Origin of the sequence: Listeria monocytogenes ATCC 19117 (assembly GCF_000307025.1) — a bacterium.
Classification (GTDB): domain Bacteria; phylum Bacillota; class Bacilli; order Lactobacillales; family Listeriaceae; genus Listeria; species Listeria monocytogenes_B.
The window spans coordinates 2,298,447-2,320,271 of sequence record NC_018584.1 but is presented as its reverse complement, the minus strand read 5'-3'; the positions used below and the strand labels follow the sequence as shown (position 1 = coordinate 2,320,271).

Annotated in this window: 21 protein-coding genes; 15 read left to right on the top strand and 6 right to left on the bottom strand. The window is 36.2% G+C overall.

What is annotated here, in order from left to right:
* Nucleotides 1-13 precede the first annotated feature (13 nt).
* The 3 genes from LMOATCC19117_RS11400 to yhaM are packed head-to-tail and all read left to right on the top strand — an operon-like array spanning nt 14 to nt 4,955.
* Nucleotides 14-1,249 (top strand): metallophosphoesterase family protein, encoded by a 1,236-nt coding sequence (locus LMOATCC19117_RS11400; protein WP_003734374.1) that lies wholly within the window; start codon nt 14-16, stop codon nt 1,247-1,249.
* Nucleotides 1,246-3,969, top strand: coding sequence for an ATP-binding protein (locus LMOATCC19117_RS11395; RefSeq protein WP_003734375.1), 2,724 nt, complete (start codon nt 1,246-1,248; stop codon nt 3,967-3,969). The genes LMOATCC19117_RS11400 and LMOATCC19117_RS11395 overlap by 4 nt, the downstream gene beginning before the upstream one ends.
* Before the next feature lie 44 nt (nt 3,970-4,013).
* The gene (gene yhaM / locus LMOATCC19117_RS11390; RefSeq protein ID WP_003726774.1) at nt 4,014-4,955 is read left to right on the top strand and encodes a 3'-5' exoribonuclease YhaM; all 942 of its coding nucleotides are present in this window, start codon (nt 4,014-4,016) and stop codon (nt 4,953-4,955) included.
* A 40-nt stretch (nt 4,956-4,995) separates the two neighbouring features.
* Here the strand turns inward: yhaM and prsA2 are convergent, their stop codons facing one another.
* From prsA2 to LMOATCC19117_RS11370, 4 genes are all read right to left on the bottom strand, one after another.
* Nucleotides 4,996-5,877 carry a posttranslocation chaperone PrsA2 gene (prsA2, locus tag LMOATCC19117_RS11385; protein ID WP_003726773.1) on the bottom strand — a complete coding sequence of 294 codons (882 nt, stop codon included), beginning with the start codon at nt 5,875-5,877 and terminating at the stop codon, nt 4,996-4,998.
* Nucleotides 5,878-5,993: 116 nt separating this feature from the next.
* The gene (locus tag LMOATCC19117_RS11380; RefSeq protein WP_003727836.1) at nt 5,994-6,533 is read right to left on the bottom strand and encodes a DUF3267 domain-containing protein; all 540 of its coding nucleotides are present in this window, start codon (nt 6,531-6,533) and stop codon (nt 5,994-5,996) included.
* A 182-nt stretch (nt 6,534-6,715) separates the two neighbouring features.
* Nucleotides 6,716-7,078: a YtxH domain-containing protein gene (locus LMOATCC19117_RS11375; RefSeq protein WP_003720598.1), complete on the bottom strand. Its 363-nt coding sequence runs from the start codon at nt 7,076-7,078 to the stop codon at nt 6,716-6,718.
* Between the two features lie 29 nt (nt 7,079-7,107).
* Complete coding sequence (locus LMOATCC19117_RS11370) at nt 7,108-7,530, bottom strand: HIT family protein (protein WP_003723834.1); 423 nt, start codon at nt 7,528-7,530, stop codon at nt 7,108-7,110.
* A 160-nt stretch (nt 7,531-7,690) separates the two neighbouring features.
* Between LMOATCC19117_RS11370 and LMOATCC19117_RS11365 the strand changes: the two genes are divergently transcribed.
* Together LMOATCC19117_RS11365 and LMOATCC19117_RS11360 are read left to right on the top strand one after the other, a co-directional pair.
* Entirely contained in the window at nt 7,691-8,443 is a 753-nt protein-coding gene (locus tag LMOATCC19117_RS11365) for an ABC transporter ATP-binding protein (RefSeq protein WP_003726247.1), read from the top strand.
* Nucleotides 8,427-9,650: an ABC transporter permease gene (locus tag LMOATCC19117_RS11360; protein ID WP_014929104.1), complete on the top strand. Its 1,224-nt coding sequence runs from the start codon at nt 8,427-8,429 to the stop codon at nt 9,648-9,650. The genes LMOATCC19117_RS11365 and LMOATCC19117_RS11360 overlap by 17 nt, the downstream gene beginning before the upstream one ends.
* A gap of 38 nt (nt 9,651-9,688) precedes the next feature.
* On the opposite strand, the gene LMOATCC19117_RS11355 is transcribed toward LMOATCC19117_RS11360, so the two are convergent.
* Nucleotides 9,689-10,192, bottom strand: coding sequence for an antibiotic biosynthesis monooxygenase family protein (locus LMOATCC19117_RS11355; protein ID WP_003730868.1), 504 nt, complete (start codon nt 10,190-10,192; stop codon nt 9,689-9,691).
* Between the two features lie 196 nt (nt 10,193-10,388).
* On the opposite strand from LMOATCC19117_RS11355, the gene hemE reads away from it, so the two are divergent.
* The 8 genes from hemE to gpmA all read left to right on the top strand — a co-directional run bounded on the left by hemE (nt 10,389) and on the right by gpmA (nt 18,934).
* On the top strand, nt 10,389-11,450 hold the full coding sequence (gene hemE, locus LMOATCC19117_RS11350; RefSeq protein ID WP_003726244.1) for a uroporphyrinogen decarboxylase: 1,062 nt from the start codon (nt 10,389-10,391) through the stop codon (nt 11,448-11,450).
* On the top strand, nt 11,447-12,376 hold the full coding sequence (gene hemH, locus LMOATCC19117_RS11345) for a ferrochelatase (protein WP_003726243.1): 930 nt from the start codon (nt 11,447-11,449) through the stop codon (nt 12,374-12,376). Before hemE ends, hemH begins: the two co-directional genes overlap by 4 nt.
* Nucleotides 12,377-12,532: 156 nt before the next feature.
* Nucleotides 12,533-12,877, top strand: coding sequence for a hypothetical protein (locus LMOATCC19117_RS11340; protein ID WP_003723828.1), 345 nt, complete (start codon nt 12,533-12,535; stop codon nt 12,875-12,877).
* A 120-nt stretch (nt 12,878-12,997) separates the two neighbouring features.
* Nucleotides 12,998-13,783: a GNAT family N-acetyltransferase gene (locus tag LMOATCC19117_RS11335; protein ID WP_003726242.1), complete on the top strand. Its 786-nt coding sequence runs from the start codon at nt 12,998-13,000 to the stop codon at nt 13,781-13,783.
* Nucleotides 13,784-13,846: 63 nt separating this feature from the next.
* Nucleotides 13,847-14,617, top strand: a complete 771-nt coding sequence (locus LMOATCC19117_RS11330) for a Cof-type HAD-IIB family hydrolase (protein WP_003726241.1) — start codon at nt 13,847-13,849, stop codon at nt 14,615-14,617.
* Between the two features lie 111 nt (nt 14,618-14,728).
* Entirely contained in the window at nt 14,729-15,406 is a 678-nt protein-coding gene (locus LMOATCC19117_RS11325; RefSeq protein ID WP_003726240.1) for a Bax inhibitor-1/YccA family protein, read from the top strand.
* 147 nt (nt 15,407-15,553) lie between these two features.
* Nucleotides 15,554-18,154: an ATP-dependent chaperone ClpB gene (clpB, locus tag LMOATCC19117_RS11320; protein ID WP_003734376.1), complete on the top strand. Its 2,601-nt coding sequence runs from the start codon at nt 15,554-15,556 to the stop codon at nt 18,152-18,154.
* A 90-nt stretch (nt 18,155-18,244) separates the two neighbouring features.
* Complete coding sequence (gpmA, locus tag LMOATCC19117_RS11315; protein WP_003726238.1) at nt 18,245-18,934, top strand: 2,3-diphosphoglycerate-dependent phosphoglycerate mutase; 690 nt, start codon at nt 18,245-18,247, stop codon at nt 18,932-18,934.
* An 89-nt stretch (nt 18,935-19,023) separates the two neighbouring features.
* On the opposite strand, the gene LMOATCC19117_RS11310 is transcribed toward gpmA, so the two are convergent.
* The gene (locus LMOATCC19117_RS11310) at nt 19,024-19,212 is read right to left on the bottom strand and encodes a YjzD family protein (protein ID WP_003740802.1); all 189 of its coding nucleotides are present in this window, start codon (nt 19,210-19,212) and stop codon (nt 19,024-19,026) included.
* Between the two features lie 322 nt (nt 19,213-19,534).
* Between LMOATCC19117_RS11310 and LMOATCC19117_RS11305 the strand changes: the two genes are divergently transcribed.
* Together LMOATCC19117_RS11305 and fabH are read left to right on the top strand one after the other, a co-directional pair.
* Nucleotides 19,535-20,662 (top strand): GW domain-containing glycosaminoglycan-binding protein, encoded by a 1,128-nt coding sequence (locus LMOATCC19117_RS11305; protein ID WP_014654300.1) that lies wholly within the window; start codon nt 19,535-19,537, stop codon nt 20,660-20,662.
* Nucleotides 20,663-20,781: 119 nt separating this feature from the next.
* Entirely contained in the window at nt 20,782-21,720 is a 939-nt protein-coding gene (fabH, locus tag LMOATCC19117_RS11300) for a 3-oxoacyl-ACP synthase III FabH (protein WP_003722325.1), read from the top strand.
* Nucleotides 21,721-21,825 lie beyond the last annotated feature (105 nt).

The window sequence follows — 21,825 nt, the reverse complement described above, 5'->3', positions numbered from 1 at the left end:
GGAGGCGAAAGTCATGAAAGAAATCCAATTTTTACATATGGCTGATTTACATTTAGATAGTCCTTTCATCGGGCTTTCGACACTACCACAGCCGCTTTTTTCTGCCATACAAGAAAGCACATTTCAATCATTAGAACGAATTACAACTGTGGCGATAAAAGAAGCAGTAGATTTCGTTTTAATTGCTGGAGATATATATGATAGTGAAGATCAAAGTGTCCGTGCTCAAGCGCGTTTTTCAAAAGAAATGAAACGGTTAGAAGTGGCGAACATCCCCGTGTTTATGATTCATGGAAATCATGATTTTATAGAAAAGCATAAAGAAAAACTCACATTACCAAGCAATGTGCACGTTTTTTCAGAGCAAGTAGAAGTAATGTCGCATAAAACCGCCACTGGTGTGAGCGTTAATATTTATGGATTTAGTTATAATGAACGTCATATTCGCTCAAGCCGAGTAGATAAATACAAGATTCAAGGTAATGCTGATTTTCACATTGCGTTATTACATGGCTCAGAAGTATCTAGTAGCGAAGAACATGATGTGTACGCCCCATTTCGTGTACAAGAAATTAGCAAAAAAGGTTTTGACTACTGGGCACTAGGTCATATTCATAAGCGACAATTGCTTGCAGAGTCTCCTAGCATTTATTACCCAGGAAATATTCAAGGTCGAAATCGCAAAGAATCAGGTGAAAAGGGCGCCAGTATCATTACATTATCAGAAGCAAGTACAACCATTGATTTCATTGGAACAAGTCCGATTATTTGGGAAGAAGCTGTAATTACCTTACCAGAAAATAGTGAGATAAATGCCTTTTACCGAGAAACTACTAAGTTGTTAGAGAGCTATCAAGGAAGAAGTCACTCTTATTTTCTTCATATAATTGTTAAGATGGAAAATAAACAAAAAATCGATACGAATGATTGGTTACAAATGCTTCAAGAAGAAGTAGAAATCACAGATAACACATTTGTATGGGTACACAAATTAACAACGGAGATAACGAATCAAAGTAATTCACAAACATGGTACGAATCACATTTAGCAGGAGAAGAAATCAAGCATTCGTTTGAGACACTACAAGATGAATCTGCTTTTTATCAAGCAGTAGAGGCTCTGTATCTTGAAAGTGGAGTGAGTAGATACTTGGATGATTTGTCTGAAATTGATCGTGAGAGGCTACTACATGATGCTTTAATGGAATTAGGGAGGACGCTTGCAGAAGTGGAAGGTGATGATAAATGAGAATAACATCTATTGATATCATTGGTTACGGAAAATGGTCCGATGCTCATTTTAATAATATTGCCAATTTCCAAGTATTCTATGGTGAAAATGAAGCCGGAAAATCAACTATTATGGCTTTTATACATAGTATTTTGTTCGGTTTCCCAACGAAACAACAATCGATACCGCGCATGGAGCCAAAAAACGGTGGACCATATGGTGGAAGATTAACACTAGAAGACACACCTTTAGGAAAAGTCATCATTGAACGCTTGAAAGGAAAAGCAACGGGAGATGTTCGGATATATTACGGGGATGGCCAAACCGCTGGAGAAGAAAAATTACCAGAAATTATCGGTGAAATTGATCGAAACACTTATGAGGCTATTTTTTCATTTGATATACACGGACTACAAAATATTCATCAATGGAAAAAGAAAGAATTTGAACGCTATTTGTTAGCAACTGGAACAACAGGATCGGACGCTCTTCTAAAGGCAGCCGAAGCATTACAAAAAAAATTAGATAGTCTATATAAACCAAGTGGGCGAAATCCACTAATTAACCAACAACTAAAAAAAGTAAAAGAAGCCCAACAAGCTTTTCAAAACGCAAAAAAACAAAATGCGCAATATGAACAATTAATCAATGAGAAAGAGCAAGCGATAGTAAGACAAACAGAGCTACAAAAAGAAAAAACAACAATGCGAGTTGAGTTAGATGCATTAGCAACATTAGCGGATTTGTGGCCGTTATACCAAGAATGGAAAGCACTCAGTAACAAAGCTTCTGAAACAACAGAAGCTACTTTTCCGCCTGATGGAGTTATTCGTTTAGAACACTTGAATCTCCGAGAAAAAGAATGGCAAAATCAACTTATCCAACTAGAAGAACGCCAAAAAAATCTAATTAGCAACAATAATTATGAACATAGTGCTTTTTTTGCCGAAAATGAAGCAGAAGTTACTTATCTAATCGAAACTTATGCAGCTTTTGGAGAGCGAGAAATCCAGTTAAAGAATTTAAAGCAAGAGATTAAGTTTCAGCAAGTCGACACAAAACAACCACTTAGAATATGGTCGAGCGAATTAGAACAAACAATGATTCACTTAAAAGAAAAAGAACAGTCCCACAAAGAGCAACAACATGATATCCAGCTAAAATTAAAATTCACTAATAACTCCGAAGAAAAACTCCAAAAAAAGATTGATCAAATAGAAGCGGAGATGTGGGATAATAAAACATTCCAACAAGCAAAAGAAAAAATGCAGGATAGTCCTAAAACTTCTAAAACTAAGACGATGGTTTCCTTGGGCATATTTGCAGTAGCGTTCGTCTTGATGATAGTTTTCCAAGCTATTTGGAGTGTAGCACTTGTTTTTGTTTCTGCACTTATAGTGGGTTATGCTTTTATTACTACTGGAAAATCTTCTCCAACAAATAATGAGCAAATTCTAGCTTTTTTAGAACAAAAGAAAATAAGACAAGAATGGCAACAACTTTTGAACGAAATGGATATGGTTGCTTCACAAATTGCTGAATTAAGAGCAGCTGAGAATAAACTAAGCGAAAATATCTACCAACATACGATGGAACTTAGACACTTCTTTTCTGACTTGGGAATAAACACTGAACCTAGTTCGAACTGGCATTACGAACTTAGCATCTACAAAAAAAACAGTGAAAAAAGGCAATTAGCAATGGAACTTATCTCCAAACTAGAACCATTAGCAGAGAAGCAAGAAGCATATAGAGCAAGATTAGAAAACTTAAAATTGCCTATAGATTATACGGACACGGAAGAAAAAATTACTTTTCTTCGTCAAGGTTTGCTCTATTATCGAAACCACCTAACTGAAAATGCAAAGCTCGCTGAAAAATTAGAACAAGTAACGATGCAATTAGACTTAGTTAAACAAGATTTATTACTTGTAAAGAAAGAAAAGGCAGACTTGCTAGAACGTGCGAATGTGAGTAACGAAGAAGACTTTCGTATGGCTGCAATGCGCGTAAAAGAAGAACAGAAGTGGCGTGAACGATTAGTTTTAATAGAAGCGCAACTTGAACCAGAAAAGCGAGAAGCTCTAAATAGATATGAAAATCAAGCAACTATCAAAGAAAAAGAGCTCCAATTAGAAGAATCACTGCGGCAAATAGAATTAGAACAAGAGCAACTTCACGCCTCACTCGCAGCACAAAACCATGCAATAGACAAATTGGAAGAAGGCGGGACTTTCGCTGTATTGATGCAAGAATTTTATTCAGAAAAAAGCAAATTACAACAAATCTCAGCTGAGTGGACAGAAACAAAACTAGCGCTTCAAATGTTGCAAAACACGATGCAGCAGTTACAAGAAGGAAAACTTCCAAAAACATTAAAACTGGCAAGTGAATATTTTAATCATTTAACTAGTGGGAACTATAGGAAAGTATACTTACAAGATAATAGGCTTCAAGTAGAAAGTAAGGATAGAATTCCGTTCTTCCCGGAAGAACTTAGCCAAGCGACTAAAGAGCAGCTATATTTGGCTATTCGTTTTGCGCTAATTGATGTTATTCACAAAGACTTTCCACTACCAATCATTATTGATGATGGATTTGTGCATTTTGATTCCTCGAGAATGGGGCAAATGATGCAGCTGCTTCAAAAACGAAAAAGTGAAAACCAAGTCATTTTTTTCACATGCCATCAAGAAACTCGCAAATATTTTTCCAGTGAGGACATACGCGTGCTATAATGGGTGAAGAAACTTCTTACTACAGAAAGAAAGAAGGCGATACAATGGAAAAAAGATTATTAGATTTTGAAGTTGGAGAAACAGTAGACCTATTCTTGCTAATTAAATCAAGTGTAAAAGGGACGGCTAGCAACGGAAAGCCATTCTTGAGTCTTGTTTTACAAGATAAATCAGGTGAATTAGAAGCAAAACTATGGGATGTTAAAGAAAGTGATGAAGCGAATTACGGGGTACAACAAATAGTTCATCTTATGGGTGATATTCAAAATTATCGTGGGCGAAAACAATTGAAAATCCGCCAAATTAGACAAGCTACAGCACTGGACGGTGTTAGTGCTAGTGAATTCATGGAAACCGCGCCAATTAATAAAGAAGAAATGGCTGATGAAATCACACAATATATTTTCGAAATGAAAAATGCGAATTTGCAACGAATTACGCGCGCATTGCTTAAAAAATATCAAGATGATTTTTATGATTATCCGGCGGCAATGCGTCATCATCATGAATTTGTTTCCGGCTTGAGTTTTCATGTAGTTTCGATGTTACGACTTGCAAAATCAGTTGCCGATCTTTACCCATCTGTTAACCGAGATTTATTATACGCAGGTGTGATTTTACATGATTTAGGAAAAGTCATTGAGCTTTCAGGCCCTGTATCAACGACGTATACACTAGAAGGTAATTTAATTGGCCATATTTCTATCGTAGTAGAAGAAGTGAGTAAAATTGCGGACGAACTTTCGATTGATGGTGAAGAGGTCGTGGTTTTAAAACATGTTCTTCTTTCTCATCACGGCAAAGGTGAATGGGGTAGTCCAAAACCACCACTTGTGCGTGAAGCAGAGATTTTACACCAAATTGATTTAATGGATGCTTCCTTGAACATGATGGATAAAGTACTAAAACATACAAAACCTGGTGAATTCAGTGAACGAGTATTTGGGTTAGATAATCGTTCGTTTTACAATCCTATATTTGAATAAAAAAACACGCTTGGAAATTTCCAAGCGTGTTTTTTAGTGCTTATTTAGATGAGTCGCTATCACTGGATGAAGAGCCATCAAAATCTTTAAAAGCATCTTTCAAGTCTTTATCTTCCACTTTTACGTTAGCATCTTTGTATTCTTTTTTAAGCGTTTTTTGCATGTTCTCAGTAGTTAGTTGAGACTCAAGGTAAGAAGCTTTTACAGCTTTTTTATCTTTTTCGAAAGTTGTTTTTGTTGCAGGTTTGTCCATTTGGATGATGTGGTATCCGTATTGTGTTTTTACTGGAGCGCTGATGTCGCCTTTGTTTTTAAGGGCATAAGCTGCTTTTTCAAATGCAGGATCCATCTTACCAGGACCGAATGGAGCTAATTGTCCACCATTGTCTTTAGTAGCAGTGTCTGTAGAGTATTCTTTTGCTAAATCAGCAAATTTTGCGCCGTCTTTCAGTTTTTGTTCAACTTCTTTGGCTTTGTTTTCATCAGCTACAAGAATATGGCTTACAGTAATATCTGGTTGCCATGTTTCATAGTATTTTTTAAGTGTTTTGTCGCTAGTGTCAGTATTGGCTTCAGTAGCTTTTTGAACTAACAAGTTGTACTTAAGTTGGCTTTTGAATGATTTCTCCGTTAAGCCACTTTGAGCTAAAACTGCAGAGAATTGATCTCCGTATTGTGATTTATACTCGTTGAATTTCTTATCAACATCTTCGTCGCTTACTTTGTATTTATCTCCAAGAATTTTTTCGAAAGTAAGTTGTTGTACAAACTCAGAACCATATTTATCTTTCATTGCGTCGTAAAGCTCATCTTGCGTTACATCGCCAGAGTCTGTCTTAACGACATCTCCACCGCCACCGCACGCTGCTAGACTGAACAATGCCATCATCATGACAAGTCCAAGAATTAATTTCTTCTTCATTAAATAAAACACACTCCTTAGTTGTTGGAATAATTCCCGCTTAACACAATAACTATCATAACATAAATTAAAGGTAAAAAGAAAAGATGAAAGAAATTTAATGATATTCTTATGGTTTAGTCAGAAATTAAAACAGAAAATCCGCGTTCTGCACTTTCGATAAAGCAATTCTTCGGCATTTTCCATAATTTTTTAATATGTGTAAAATCAGAAAAGCTCATTCCAAAGTGGACAGATAGTAATATCAGGAACATACCTGAATGTCCGATGGGCGTTAAAAGCATTAACACGATTAAAATAGTAGTTATAATCACAAATGGTAGAATTAACGAAAAAATGTAATGCCATTTTGGTATTATTCGCTTAATATTTAATTTAATACAAGGAAGGAAAAAGAAGTGAATACGCCACTGAATAACAGTTCCTTCACGGTATTTAAAACATCCAAGAATATGAAGTAATTTATGAATTGGGTAAATTAATATAATACCTAAAAAGCTAGCAAGTTGATAATCATTTGTAAGTTGATCAGGATAGATTAAATGTTGTGTTAAAAAACAAATACATACGGCAGCTAGCCAGACAAGAATTCCTTTTAGGAAAAGTCGATTAAATTCGTCTCGTCGCTCTGTGTTGATTGATTTTAGGCAGCGCATTGTAAGCTTTCCTCCAGTTATAGCTAAAATAGTGCTCTTCCATCAGAAGGCACCATAGTATTGTATGCTCAAATGCTACAAAATTCAAGCTTTTTTTAGAGAATTTATTGTCTAATTATGACGTTTTTTTGAAAGGGACTTTAGACAAATAAAAAAACTGAGCAGTCGCCCAGTTTCTCTACTTATTTATTATCTTTTTTTAGCGTTTTTTCTAAGTCGGAAATTGTTTTTTGCATATCTTTAATCTCGTCTTTTAGGCGTTTCTTCTCAGGTTCCATTTCTTCATTCCATTTGGAAACAGATTCCATGATGTCAGAAGAAACATCTTTTAATAAAGTGGAACCTTCTGTGCCGAGAACTTGAACGGATTGGATAAGTTCATTTGCATTATATGCGAGTTCTTTCAAAATAACACTTGCTTCACCTGATTTAGCGACAATATCTTTTCGAAGCTCATTGCCGGATTTTGGAGCAAATAATACCGAGGCTGCGGCTCCAATTGCCCCACCAGCTAAAATACCGAAAATAAGTGATTTTTTATTCATTTATACTCCACTCCATCCATAAAGTCATTTTAGTCTACTTTTGCTGCAATAAGTTCAGCAATTTCTTGGTAACGTTCTTGTGTATACCAGTCTGCGTTATCTTTCCATTTTAACCCAAAGTCGTCTGATTTGCTATACCTTGGTATTAAATGGATATGACAATGAAAAACAGATTGGAAAGCAACTTCTTCATTATTATTTAAAATATTTAATCCTTGAATCGGTAAAGCTTCTTTTAATGCCCGCGCGATTTTTGGTACGCGGCGGAATAATTCAGCGGCCGTTTCATCGGGTAAATCGAATGTGTTCCTAGCATGTTTTTTGGGAATTACGAGTGTATGACCTTCTGTAACTTGGCCTAAATCGAGGAAAGCATATACTTCATCATCTTCATACACTTTGGCAGAAGGAATTTCGCCACGAACTATTTTGCAGAAAATGCAATCGTCCATTAAGTATGACCACCTTTCATTACATATAATTATGTACTATTTTAATTTAACATAAAAAGCAGTGAAAAGCATGTGTTAGATAGTAGGTGGTGGATTATTTTGACAGTTCAAGGGACGAATATGCTATTATTAACTAAAGATTACGTAAGGAGGTATGGAAATGGCTTTAGTAGAAGTTGAACACCTGACGGGCGGGTATACCAAACGTCCAGTCTTAAAAGATATTTCGTTTGCGATTGAAGAAAAACAAATTGTTGGCTTAATTGGGCTAAACGGGGCAGGGAAAAGTACGACCATTAAGCATATAACTGGTCTAATGCATCCTAAACAAGGAACGATTAAAATCAATAATCACCAATTAGTGGAAGATACAGAAACATATAGAAAGCAATTCTCTTATATCCCTGAAACACCTGTATTATATGAAGAATTAACCTTAAAAGAACATTTAGAATTAACAGGTATGGCTTATGGTATATCAGAAGAAGAACTGCAAGCAAGAATGAAGCCTCTTTTAAAGGAGTTTCGTTTAGAGAAAAAACTTAATTGGTTTCCAGCCCATTTTTCTAAAGGGATGAAACAAAAAGTAATGATTATGTCGGCTTTCTTAATTGAACCTAAATTATATATCATTGATGAGCCTTTTGTTGGTTTAGATCCACTTGGTATTCAGTCATTACTTAACTGGATGGACGAAATGCGTAGTAAAGGTGCAAGCATTTTAATGTCAACGCATATACTTGCAACGGCTGAGAAATATTGCGATACGTTCATTATTATTCATCAAGGCGAGATTCGCGCAGAGGGAACGCTGAAAGACTTGCAAACAAACTTCGAAATGCCGGGAGCTTCACTTGATGAAATTTACATTCAGTTGACAAAGGAAGAGGAAGCTGATGAAGATGATATTTGACAGCAAAGCGCTTTGGAAAGAACGTTTTAGTGCCTATACGACCGAAGTCATGCGCTATCTTCGTTATATGTTTAATGATCATTTGCTTTTTGTGCTTGTGATTGGACTTGGAGCGGGGATTTTTTATTACGCTGGTTGGGTGAAGACGCTTGAACCCACATTTCCCGTTATTCCGTTAATGGTTATTTTACTCACTGCTTCAATTGCCATTAGTCCTGTTGCCACGTTGCTGAAAAAACCGGATATTGTTTACTTAATTGTACAGGAAAAAGCAATGGATAGTTATTTTACCCAAGCAAAAATAGCGAGCTTCTTTATGCAATTATATGTTTTTGTAATTGTGCTTGGGGTTTGTATGCCGATGTATGTGGAAGTGACAAAGGTTCCGTACAGCCAGTTTTTCACTTTGTTTATTGTCCTCAGTATGCTAAAAGTGTGGAACATTTATTTTGGTTGGGAAAGTATGAAATTAGAAGAGGCGGATACAACGTGGATGTTTATTCGTGTTATCCTTAATGCTATTTTAATTTATATTGCGTTAGTCGCCGCACCTTACATTTCTATTCCTTTGGTTTTGGTAGTACTTGTGGCGAGTTACTACTGGCTTCGAACTAAAACGGCAAAAGTAACTTTACGCTGGGAATATTTAGTGGATAAAGAAGAAGCGCGGATGAATCGGTTCTATCGTTTAGTGAATCTATTTACGGATGTACCTCATTTGCGAGGAACGGTTCGGAGACGGAGTTATCTCGATTTTCTTTATCAGCCAATTCCTTATGCGAAAAGAAAAACATTTGCTTATTTGTTCAGTCGGACATTTATTAGAACAAATGAATATGCCGGTCTTTACATTAGACTTACCGTAATTGCCGTGATTTTACTCGTGTTTGTTCAAGGTTTTTATTTAAATATCATTTTCTCACTACTATTTTTGTATTTAACTGGTTTTCAATTCATCCCGATGTTAAAACATTATGATGCACAAATTATGCTACGACTTTATCCGATTAATGATCGTTATCGTCATCGCAGTTTTATTCACTTTCTTCGGATTTTGTTACTCGCTCAAGCACTACTCTTTAGTGTGATTGGCATTGCACAAAATGGGACCATCAGTGGGATGATCATTTTAGGAATTAATTTGGCTTTTGTAGTTATCTTTACGTTCCTTTATGCACCAGTCAGAATGAAAAAAATGTACGAATAAAAAAAGCGATTTGGATGAGTGGTCCAAATCGCTTTTTCCTATTTAGCATCATGGGAAAATTCTGGATAATGATAAATATCTTCATGTGAGAATCCAGATTGAGTATTATTTTTTTTCATGATATTGGTAATTTCTTTGGATAAAGGTGTTTTTTTCCAGTCATGAAAAAATACTTCAGAATCCCAAAAGGAAATAATTAAAAATTTATTCATATTCATCGCTTTTGTGAGTTTTGTACTTTGCAAGCCAGGCGTTTCACTAAAATGCAAACTCGCTCGTTGATACATTTGCAAGAAAATAGGGATTTCTTCATCGCGGAGGTGGATATATTCAAAGACGACTACTCCAAAACCTTTTAAGGAACCACTGCTTTGCAATACTCGATACTCAGCGCCTTCTTGGAAAAGTTTTTCACCAGTCGACTCTTGATACAAAAGTGATTGGGAAAAGTTTTGTAGAAGTGTCACATTTCCGCCAGTATAATTTGCCATTAATTGACGAAGGTAGTGCTCCGTTCCAGTCGTGATAAATACTTTTTTCATAATAAGTCCTTCTTTCAGTTTTATTCCATTAAGAAAAATGATTACACCTTTATTTTCCACGTTTTTCATAATTGAAACAGCTGATAGGCAATTTGTTTGGTTTTATACAAATTTTCTAGTATCCTTTTATCTGGAGAAGTTATTTATTGTTCTGTTGCCTATTGTGTGTAAATGAACAAAGAAGGGAAGCGACTCGATGACAAAAATAACGAATGATTTATTTTTAAAAGCAGCGCGAAAAGAACAAGTTGACCGAATTCCGGTTTGGTATATGAGACAAGCAGGGAGATCCCAACCAGAATACCGCAAATTAAAAGAAAAATACTCTCTATTTGAAATTACTCATCAGCCAGAAATATGTGCTTACGTAACCAAATTACCAGTAGATCAATATGGTGTTGATGCAGCCATTTTATACAAAGATATTATGACACCACTTCCGGGGATGGGAGTAGACGTTGAAATCAAATCTGGTATTGGTCCAGTCATACATAATCCTATTAGATCTTTCCAAGATGTAGAAAAACTGACAATGTTCAAACCAGAAATAGAAGTTCCTTATGTCCTAGATACGATAAAATTATTGGCAGATGATATGCTAGATGTACCTTTAATTGGCTTTGCAGGTGCACCATTTACTTTGGCTAGCTATATGATAGAAGGTGGTCCATCGAAAAATTATCACCAAACAAAAAGTTTTATGTATCGCGAGCCAGAAGTTTGGGCAATACTAATGGAAAAACTTGGTCGAATGACTGCGAATTATTTAATTGCGCAAATTAATGCGGGCGCTTCTGCGGTGCAATTGTTTGATTCTTGGGTAGGGGCACTTAGTCGAGCTGACTATGCTGAATACATTCGACCAGTAATCGAAATGATTGTTAGAGAAGTGAAAGCAGTTCATCCAACAACCCCAATTATTATGCAAGCAGTTGGCGCGAGTCATCTTTTAGCAGAATGGGAAACAATGCCGCTTGATGTTGTTGGCGTCGATTGGCGTGAAACCATCACAAGTGCTCGGAAAAAAGTTCCAACAAAAGCAATTCAAGGAAATCTGGATCCGTCCACACTTCTTGCACCAGAGAAATGTTTAAAAGAAGCAAATCGTATTTTGCAAGAAGGCGTACTAGAACCAGGTTATATTTTTAATTTAGGACATGGCGTTTTCCCGGAAGTACCACCAGAAATGTTGAAGAAACTAACTAATTACATCCATGAACGTAGCGAAATTCTATTAAAAAAGGATGATATAAAATGACTAAAAAAGTAGGTCTACTTGTAATGGCATACGGGACACCGTACAAAGATGAAGATATTGAACGTTACTATACAGATATTCGTCATGGTCATAAGCCAAGTGAAGAAATGATTGCGGATTTGCGCGGAAGATACCATGCAATTGGTGGATTATCTCCACTCGCAAAAATTACTGAAGCACAAGCCTATGGATTAGAAAAAGCGTTAAATGAATCGCAAGACGAAGTAGAATTCAAGGCATATATCGGTTTAAAACATATTGAACCTTTTATTGAAGACGCTGTAGAAGCTATGCATAAAGATGGAATAGAAGAAGCAATCTCGATTGTTTTAGCGCCACACTACTCTAGCTTTAGCGTCGAAGCTTACAACAAAAGAGCAAAAGATGCAGCTGATAAACTAGGTGGCCTTCGTATCAAAGCAATCAATGATTGGTACAAACAACCCAAATTTATTCAAATGTGGGCTGATAGAATTAACGAAACAGCAAAACAAATTCCAGCTGATGAATTATTGGATACTGTTTTAATTGTTTCCGCACACAGTTTACCGGAGAAAATTAAACAACATAATGACCCGTACCCAGATCAACTGCAAGAAACAGCAGATTTCATTTTCGAAAAAGTAGTAGTACCTCATTACGCGTTAGGTTGGCAAAGTGAAGGGAAAACTGGGGAGCCGTGGCTCGGACCTGATGTACAAGATTTAACAAGAGAACTTTACGGTCGAGAAAAATATAAACACTTTATCTATACACCAGTTGGATTTGTGGCTGAACATTTAGAGGTTTTATATGATAATGATTATGAATGTAAAGTAGTTACCGATGAAGTGGGCGCGATTTATCACCGACCACCAATGCCAAACTCGGACCCAGAATTCTTAGAAGTATTAAGGACGGTTGTTTGGGAAAAATATAGCAATTAAATAAAGTACTTGCCGGGATATTCGTTATTCCGGCATATTTTTTTAAAACAAAGAAAACGTTTTCAATATTTTTAGCTAAATACTATGAAGTTTTAATCAAATTCTCATCTTCACCGGGCATAATGATAACTATAGAAAGACAGGAGGTTCACCCAAATGAAAAACAAGGCAGAAAAACAAAGAATTGCCACTAATTTGTCACTTTATATGAAAATAAATGGATACACTCATAGAACATTCGCGCTTGCAGTCGGGATTTCTCAAAACACTTTAAAAGCATTGATGATTGGGAAAATGAGAAACGAAAATAAATTCCAAAAATACATATCGCAAATTACAGAAAGTTTGGCACTTGAAGAAAAGTTCTTTGAACAACCGAAAGAAGCGATTACAGCAGCACCTATCACTTTTCAAGATACAAACAAAATGCATCTTGGAGATGAAAAATTCAACGCTATCAGCTTAATGTTGAAAATTGGCGAAATTCATTACGAATCATAAAAGCTTGGGACTAATTGTCCCGAGCTTTTTTATATGGCGCAAAATAGTAAGATTCAGGGCTTGACGAACCTACCTAACTCACGTAAAATGAAGACAATTTTCAAAATAGGAGTGTGGCACATGATTAGAAAACTAACTGTATCTGATAATGAAGAAGTAATGGCACTTTTAAAACCCGAAGCAACCCTCAACTTATTTATTATTGGGGATATCGAAAATTTTGGTTACGAGAGTGATGTGCAAGATCTTTGGGGTGAATTCGATTCAGAAGACAAATTACATGCATTGTTACTTCGATTCGATACGTTTTTCTTACCGTATTCAAAAGATGCTAATTTTGATGCAAAAGCTTTCTCAGAAATTATTGCTAAGCATGATACATACGAAGTTAGCGGTATTTCTCGTGTCACAAAGGAATTGGAACCATTTTTACCAGAACTTGCCGAAAAAAGACAAGACACTTATTTTTGCGAATGCGAACATGTAAATCGTATTTCTGTAAATCAAGACGTTATTGTCAGAACGGCAGTGGCAGAAGACGTAGCTCCAATTATTAAAATGCGCAAACACATTAAAGAATTTGGTTCACGCGATGAAAATGAAGAATTAATTATTCGCCAAATTGAAAAAGGCGTGAAACGAATTTATTATATTGAACAAGACCAAGAAGTTGTTGCTGTAGCAGAAACATCTGCAGAAAATTCCTTTTCAGCAATGATTACAGGTGTAGCGACGAGCGATGGTTATAGACAACGTGGTTTTGCAAGTACACTTCTAAAAAAATTATGTTGTGATGTATTAGCAGAAGGCAAAAAACCATGTTTGTTTTATGATAACCCAGTAGCAGGAGAAATTTATCACCGCCTAGGTTTTGAGCACACCGGAGATTTTGTTATGTACAAATAGCCTTTACTTTGTATCCGTAAGATTGGTATGATGGATATATTATGTTAGTAAAGGATGAATAATGTGAAACCACGTGGAATTTGTTTTTTTGATATGGATGGAACACTGTTAAATAGTGAATCCAAAGTACTTGATACCTCGCTTCAAGCACTTGATAAACTTCGAGAAAATAATGTTATTCCTGTTATTGCTACTGGTCGGACGCTCATAGAAATCAGTCATCAAATGAAAATTACCGGCATTGAATCCGCAGTAATGATGAACGGACAAATGGCTATCTTTGAAGGAGAAAAAGTGTACGAAGATGTGATTGATGCTGATTTACTTGCTCGTTTGACGGAAGAAGCTAAATCACAAAATGTAGAGGTTTGCTATTATAATGATAAAAGAATTGGCGCAACCGCAAGTACACCAGTTGTAAAAGCACACTATGATTTTTTAGGCGAGCCAATGCCAGAAGTAAGGCCTAATATGTATAAAGAAGAAAACATCAATATGGCTCTTCTTTTACTCGAAACTGGTGATGATTATTTTCCAGAACGCTTTCCAGAATTACAATTTGTTCGCAACACACCATTTAGTAATGACGTCTTAAGAAAAGGCGGATCTAAAGCAGTTGGTATCTCGAAGCTACTTGAAGTAATGGGCTATCAAGACGTTCCAACTTATGCGTTTGGTGATGGAATGAACGATTTAGAAATGTTTGGCGCAGTGGATTATGCCATTGCAATGGAAAATGCCGTACCATTATTAAAAGAAAAAGCTACTTTTGTAACGAAAGATAACAATAGTGACGGCATTATGCTTGGCTTGAAACAATTTGATTTAATTTAAAGAAGTGCCTCGTGCGCTTCTTTTTTTGTGAAATTCCAACGCAAGACCGATAGAATTGTAATAATTCTTTTGATATAATAAAACTAATCAATTGGAAGAGGAGAAATGTTAATGAACGAAATCAATCACACATCCGAGCGAGCAAACACAGAAAAGAGAACTGAGAAACAAATTATTATGCAAAAAATACTTAATTGGTTTGTATTTTCTTTGCTACTTGCATCTATCGGTGCTGCGATTGGGAGTAAATTAAGTCCAGAACTTTATTTGCCTCTTGTCGTCTTAGAAGTCGCGTTACTTATCACAGCGATGGTAGTGCGTCGAAGTAAAACTATTAATAAAGTGGTAGGATACCCAGTAGTACTAGCATTTGCGTTTGTCACAGGCTTAACGCTTGGACCAACTTTGACATATTATTTTGGTGCAGGGCAAGGTGCCGCCGTTCTAATGGCATTTGTTACAGCAACCGTTACTTTCACAACGCTAGCTTTTATTGGCGCAAAAATGAAAAAAGACTTATCTTTCTTAAGCAGTGCTTTATTCGCTGCGATTATTATTCTCGTTATATTTAGCTTTGTAGGAGTCTTTTTACCATTAGGTTCTATGCTATCAACAATTATTTCAGCAGGCGGAACGATTATTTTCTCACTATATATTTTGTATGACTTCAACCAAATCATGAAGCGCGATGTGGAATTAGCAGATGTACCAATGCTTGCGCTGAATTTATACCTTGATTTCCTTAACTTATTCATGTTCTTACTCCGCCTATTTACAGGTCGTGATTAAGAAATTCAGAAGATCTGCCAACCTAAAAATTGGTAGATCTTTTTCTATAAAAAAGATGGTTTTTGTTAGACAAAAGCAAGATAAAAAACTATAATAAAGTTAAGGTCAAAAAAGGTCAGACTTATCTTTTATAAGGAGGACGAATGAATGGATTTACAAAAATTTACGCAACAAGTCCAGCAAACAATTGCGGACGCTCAAAATTTAGCAATTGCATCCGAACATCAAGAAATCGACGTCGCTCATGTTTTTAAAGTGTTATTAACAGAGAGTGATTTTGCCAAACGTGTATATGATGTAGCAGAAGTAGATATAGATGCACTTCAAAAAACAGTAGAAGATGCTTTAACAAAAATTCCTGTGGTCTCTGGAAGCGGTGTAAACTATGGTCAAGCAATGAGCCAAGCACTTTTTCAGTTGATGCGGGATGCCGAAAAAGAACAAAAACAATTAGACGATGATTTTGTATCAACAGAACATCTAATCTTAGCTGTCATGGATCAAAAATCAAATCCAATAACAATGAATCTAAAAAAACAACATAAATCTAAAAAACAAATTCAAGAAGCTATTTTAAAAATCAGAGGAGGGAAAAAAGTGACTTCTCAAAATGCAGAAGAAAACTATGAAGCCTTAACAAAATATGGACGTGATTTAGTCGTGGAAGTTAGAAGTGGTAAACTCGATCCAGTAATCGGACGCGATGCAGAAATTCGTAACGTTATCCGAATTTTATCTAGAAAAACAAAAAATAATCCAGTTCTGATAGGTGAACCAGGCGTTGGTAAAACAGCCATTGTCGAAGGTTTAGCACAACGAATCGTTCGAAAAGACGTTCCAGAAGGGCTGAAAGATAAAACGATTATCTCGCTTGATATCGGTTCCCTTATTGCTGGAGCTAAATATCGCGGTGAATTTGAAGAACGTTTGAAAGCAGTACTTCAAGAAGTGAAACAAAGTGACGGTCAAATTTTACTATTTATTGATGAAATTCATACGATTGTCGGCGCAGGTAAAACAGATGGCGCAATGGACGCCGGAAATATGTTAAAACCGATGCTTGCCCGCGGTGAACTACACTGTATCGGCGCAACTACGTTAGATGAATACCGCCAATATATTGAAAAAGATGCCGCACTCGAAAGACGTTTCCAAAAAGTACTTGTCCCAGAACCAACAGTGGAAGATACAGTATCCATTTTACGTGGGTTAAAAGAACGCTTTGAAATTCATCATGGGGTAAATATTCATGATAATGCTTTAGTTGCAGCAGCGAGTCTTTCTAATCGTTATATTACGGACCGCTTCTTACCAGATAAAGCAATCGACTTAGTAGATGAAGCATGCGCAACTATTCGTGTCGAAATTGACTCGATGCCAAGTGAACTCGACGAAGTAACGAGAAAAGTAATGCAATTAGAAATTGAGGAAGCGGCTTTAAAAGAAGAAAAAGATCCAGCGAGTGAACGCCGTTTAGAAATATTGCAACGCGAACTAGCTGACTACAAAGAAGAAGCCAATCAAATGAAATCGAAATGGGAATCTGAGAAAAACGAAATTAGTAAAATTCGTGAGGTCCGAGAACAAATCGATCATTTGCGTCATGAATTAGAAGAAGCAGAAAATAATTATGATTTAAATAAAGCAGCAGAATTACGACACGGTAAAATCCCGGCTGTGGAAAAAGAATTACTAGAGTTAGAAGCAGAAAATCGCGAAAAAACTGCACAAGAAGACCGGATTTTACAAGAAGAAGTAACAGAAAATGAAATTGCAGAAATCGTCGGACGTTGGACAGGAATTCCAGTGACCAAGTTAGTAGAAGGAGAACGCGAAAAACTGCTTAAATTAGCAGATGAACTTCATCAAAAAGTAATTGGTCAAGATGACGCTGTTCAATTAGTTAGTGATGCTGTACTTCGTGCACGCGCTGGTATTAAAGATCCGAAACGCCCAATTGGCTCATTCATTTTCCTAGGGCCAACAGGTGTTGGTAAAACAGAACTTGCCAAAGCACTCGCATTTAATATGTTTGATTCAGAAGATCATATGATTCGAATTGATATGTCTGAATACATGGAGAAACATTCCGTATCAAGACTTGTCGGAGCTCCTCCAGGCTATGTTGGCTATGAAGAAGGCGGTCAACTTACTGAAGCTGTAAGACGAAATCCTTATTCAATCGTCCTACTTGATGAAATAGAAAAAGCTCATCCAGATGTATTTAACATACTATTACAAGTACTTGATGATGGACGTATCACGGATTCGCAAGGCCGATTAATCGATTTTAAAAATACAGTAATTATTATGACGTCAAATATTGGCTCTAATTTATTACTTGAAAGAACCGAAGAAGGCGAAATTTCACCGGAATTAGAATCGGATGTAATGCAAATTTTACAAAGTGAATTCAAACCGGAATTCTTAAACCGCGTAGATGATATTATTCTATTTAAACCACTAACACTAGCTGATATTAAAGGCATTGTGGAGAAATTAGTAGAAGAACTTCAAATCCGTTTAGCCGACCAAGAAATTACGATTACTATTTCCGATAATGCAAAAGCATTTATTGCGGAAGAAGCATATGATCCGGTATATGGCGCACGACCACTTAAACGCTATATTGTGCGTCATGTTGAAACGCCACTTGCTAGAGAAATTGTATCAGGTAAAATCATGCCACATTCATCTGTAGAAATTGATTTAGCAGATAAAGAATTTACTTTTAAAGTCACAGAATAACATAGAAAAGGTTTGACACCTCGCTTGAAAGGGAAAACTTTGGTTGGATTAGTCGTTTAGAAAATAGACGAAAATGGAAGGATGAGGAAGATGAAATTAGTATTAATTCGTCATGGTCAAAGTGAATGGAACAAATTGAATTTATTTACAGGTTGGCATGATGTTGACTTGTCACAAGAAGGCGTTGTAGAAGCAATGACTGCAGGAAAAAGAATTAAAGAAGCGGGCTTAGAATTCGATGTTGCCTTCACTTCTGTTTTAACGCGAGCTATTAAAACACTTAATTATGTGTTAGAAGAATCTGACCAAATGTGGGTACCAGTTCATAAATCTTGGCGCTTGAACGAACGGCATTATGGCGCACTTCAAGGTCTTAACAAACAAGAAACTGCTGAAAAATATGGTGCTGACCAAGTACAAAAATGGCGCAGAAGCTATGACACTCTTCCACCGTTATTAGAAGAAAACGACGAAAGACAAGCCAAAAATGATCGCCGTTATCAACTCCTTGATACACACGCTATTCCGGCAGGTGAAAACTTGAAAGTAACATTAGAACGCGTTATTCCTTATTGGATGGACACGATTGCTCCAGAAATTAAAGAAGGACGGCGAGTAGTCATCGCGGCGCATGGTAACAGTTTACGAGCATTAGTGAAATTTCTAGAAGGTATTGGCGATGATGAAATAATGGATTTAGAAATTCCGACAGGCGTGCCACTAGTATATGAATTAAACGATGATTTAAAACCAGTAAATAAATATTACTTGGATAAATAAAAAAGAAGCTCTTTCCAATATATTGGAAAGAGCTTCTTTTTTTGAACTGCACCTGAAAAGTCAGTTCTCGCTATCAGAAAGTTGGATGTTTACTTAAAGTCATAAACTTCGCTATCTTTAGGCATCAAGAAAGTGATTAAAATAATGAAGAAGGATAACCCTACTGTTAAAATAATAGCCCGCGTCATATCAAATGATACATATAACATGGAAGAAAGAACGAATTCTGCCATTAAAGAAAGTAAGAATACCCAAACTACAGTTACCACATAACGCATCCTTACACCCCATTTCATCTATTTCATTATACATTTTAGCACATAAAATTAGATTATCCAATCATATATCATTTGAAAATGCGATTATCAAAAAAAGGAAGGAAATGAAACTTCAACGAAGAATAGTAGTATTAAGGGGTAAATGTGTAACGACATAATATTGTCAAATGTAAATAGGTATGTGTGAACCCTCTAAAATAGCCATTTTGCTTACTTTATGATAAATTTTTCATCAAAAAATTAGTAGGCTCTCAGAATGAAAATGATAGAATGAAGAAGGTTAACAGAGACAGAGCCATTTAAATTGGGGGAACTAACTAATTTGGATAGGAAGTGCCAACTGATAATGAAAAAGAAATTCACGCAGATTTTACTAGCAAGCGTCATCGTAAGTTCTACACTAGTACCTTTTGTTCAAGCGGAGGCAGCAGGAACGAGCCAAACTTCAGTAAGTCACGCAGGAATGACTTTATCACAACAACAATTTATACAATCCATAGCAAATGATGCACAAGATCTACAAAAAGAAGAAAAAATATTGACGAGTGTCACTTTAGCACAAGCTATTCTAGAATCCAATTGGGGTAAAAGTGGCTTATCAACTTCAGCTAACAACCTGTTTGGAATTAAAGGAAGCTATGAAGGAAATTCCGTTTCAATGGGAACGCAAGAATTTAGCAGCGGGAAAGCCTACCGCACACAAGCTGATTTCAGAAAGTATCCAGACAAAAAAGCATCTTTAGTCGATCATGCCCAACTTTTTGTTAACGGAGTATCTGGTAATGCAAATCTTTACTCAGCGGTCATCGGAGAAACAAACTATAAGGAAGCAGCATACGCAATTCAAGATGCAGGTTATGCAACTGACCCAGCATACGCAGAAAAACTCATTTCAACTATTGAAAATTACAATTTGGATCAATATGACCAAATTTACGATACAGTGACATCAACAGAAAACCAATTAGCATATGCGGAAATTAAAGATTCTAGCAATGAAACAATTTGGACAAAACCATATAATACAGAGGGTGCAGAAAAAACAGGTAGTGTCAAAGATTACAAAAATAAAAGCCTTCGAATTTCTCAAAAAGCTGTCACAGAAAAAGGAACATGGTATCAGCTTCTAAATCAAGGCGAAACTATTGGATGGGTAAACAGTAATGCTGTAGAAGTTTTTTATACCCCGAAAAATGAAACAAATGTGAAACTAGATAAATATATCACCGATTCGGATCAAAAAATCTATGCTTACCCAGTAGAAGATAATTCAAAAGTAGTCACAAATCTTAATGATTATCTAGGGAAAGAATTAGATATTGACCGTCGTGCAGATGTGAAAAATGAATATTGGTACCGTATTAAGTCAGACGATGGGAAAGTAATTGGCTGGTCAAAAGCAGACGGTTTTGCTGAAAACAATCCTAATAAAGCGTTAGAAGTAAAATAAAAAAGTAGCAATCCAATTGCTTAATTGATAGTTCTCTGTTAAAATTAGCACCAGGTCATAAAAATAACCAGGAGAAAATTTATTTTCACCCTGATGTAGTTTGATATGGAGGAGAACACATGAACGCAGGAATTTTAGGAGTAGGTAAATACGTACCTGAAAAAATAGTAACTAACTTTGATTTAGAAAAAATTATGGATACATCTGATGAGTGGATTAGAACTCGAACTGGTATTGAGGAAAGAAGAATTGCTCGTGATGACGAATATACGCATGATTTAGCATATGAAGCAGCAAAGGTAGCCATTAAGAATGCTGGTCTTACACCAGATGATATTGACTTATTTATCGTTGCAACTGTTACACAAGAAGCGACATTTCCTTCAGTTGCTAATATTATCCAAGACCGCTTAGGAGCAAAAAACGCTGCTGGTATGGACGTTGAGGCAGCTTGTGCTGGTTTCACTTTTGGAGTAGTGACTGCAGCACAATTCATTAAAACAGGTGCATATAAAAATATCGTGGTTGTCGGTGCGGATAAATTATCTAAAATCACTAACTGGGATGATCGCACAACAGCAGTATTATTCGGTGATGGAGCAGGTGCTGTAGTTATGGGACCAGTTTCTGATGATCATGGTTTACTTTCATTTGACTTAGGTTCAGATGGATCAGGTGGTAAATACTTGAATTTAGATGAAAATAAAAAGATTTATATGAACGGTCGTGAAGTATTCCGCTTTGCAGTTCGCCAAATGGGAGAAGCTTCACTACGAGTACTTGAACGTGCTGGTCTTGAGAAAGAAGACTTGGACTTACTAATTCCTCACCAAGCAAATATTCGTATTATGGAAGCTTCTCGTGAGCGTTTGAATTTACCAGAAGAAAAACTGATGAAAACAGTACACAAATATGGTAATACTTCGTCCTCTTCAATCGCACTTGCGCTCGTTGATGCAGTGGAAGAAGGACGTATTAAAGATAATGATAACGTTCTGCTCGTAGGTTTTGGCGGCGGACTAACATGGGGCGCCCTAATCATTCGTTGGGGTAAGTAAGCAGTAAATTTAAAAAGGAAAGTTGCCCTAACGATTATTTTAGTTAGGACAACTTTCCTTTATTTATGTTATAATGGAACAGGCTTTTGGTTTATTTGTTTGTGC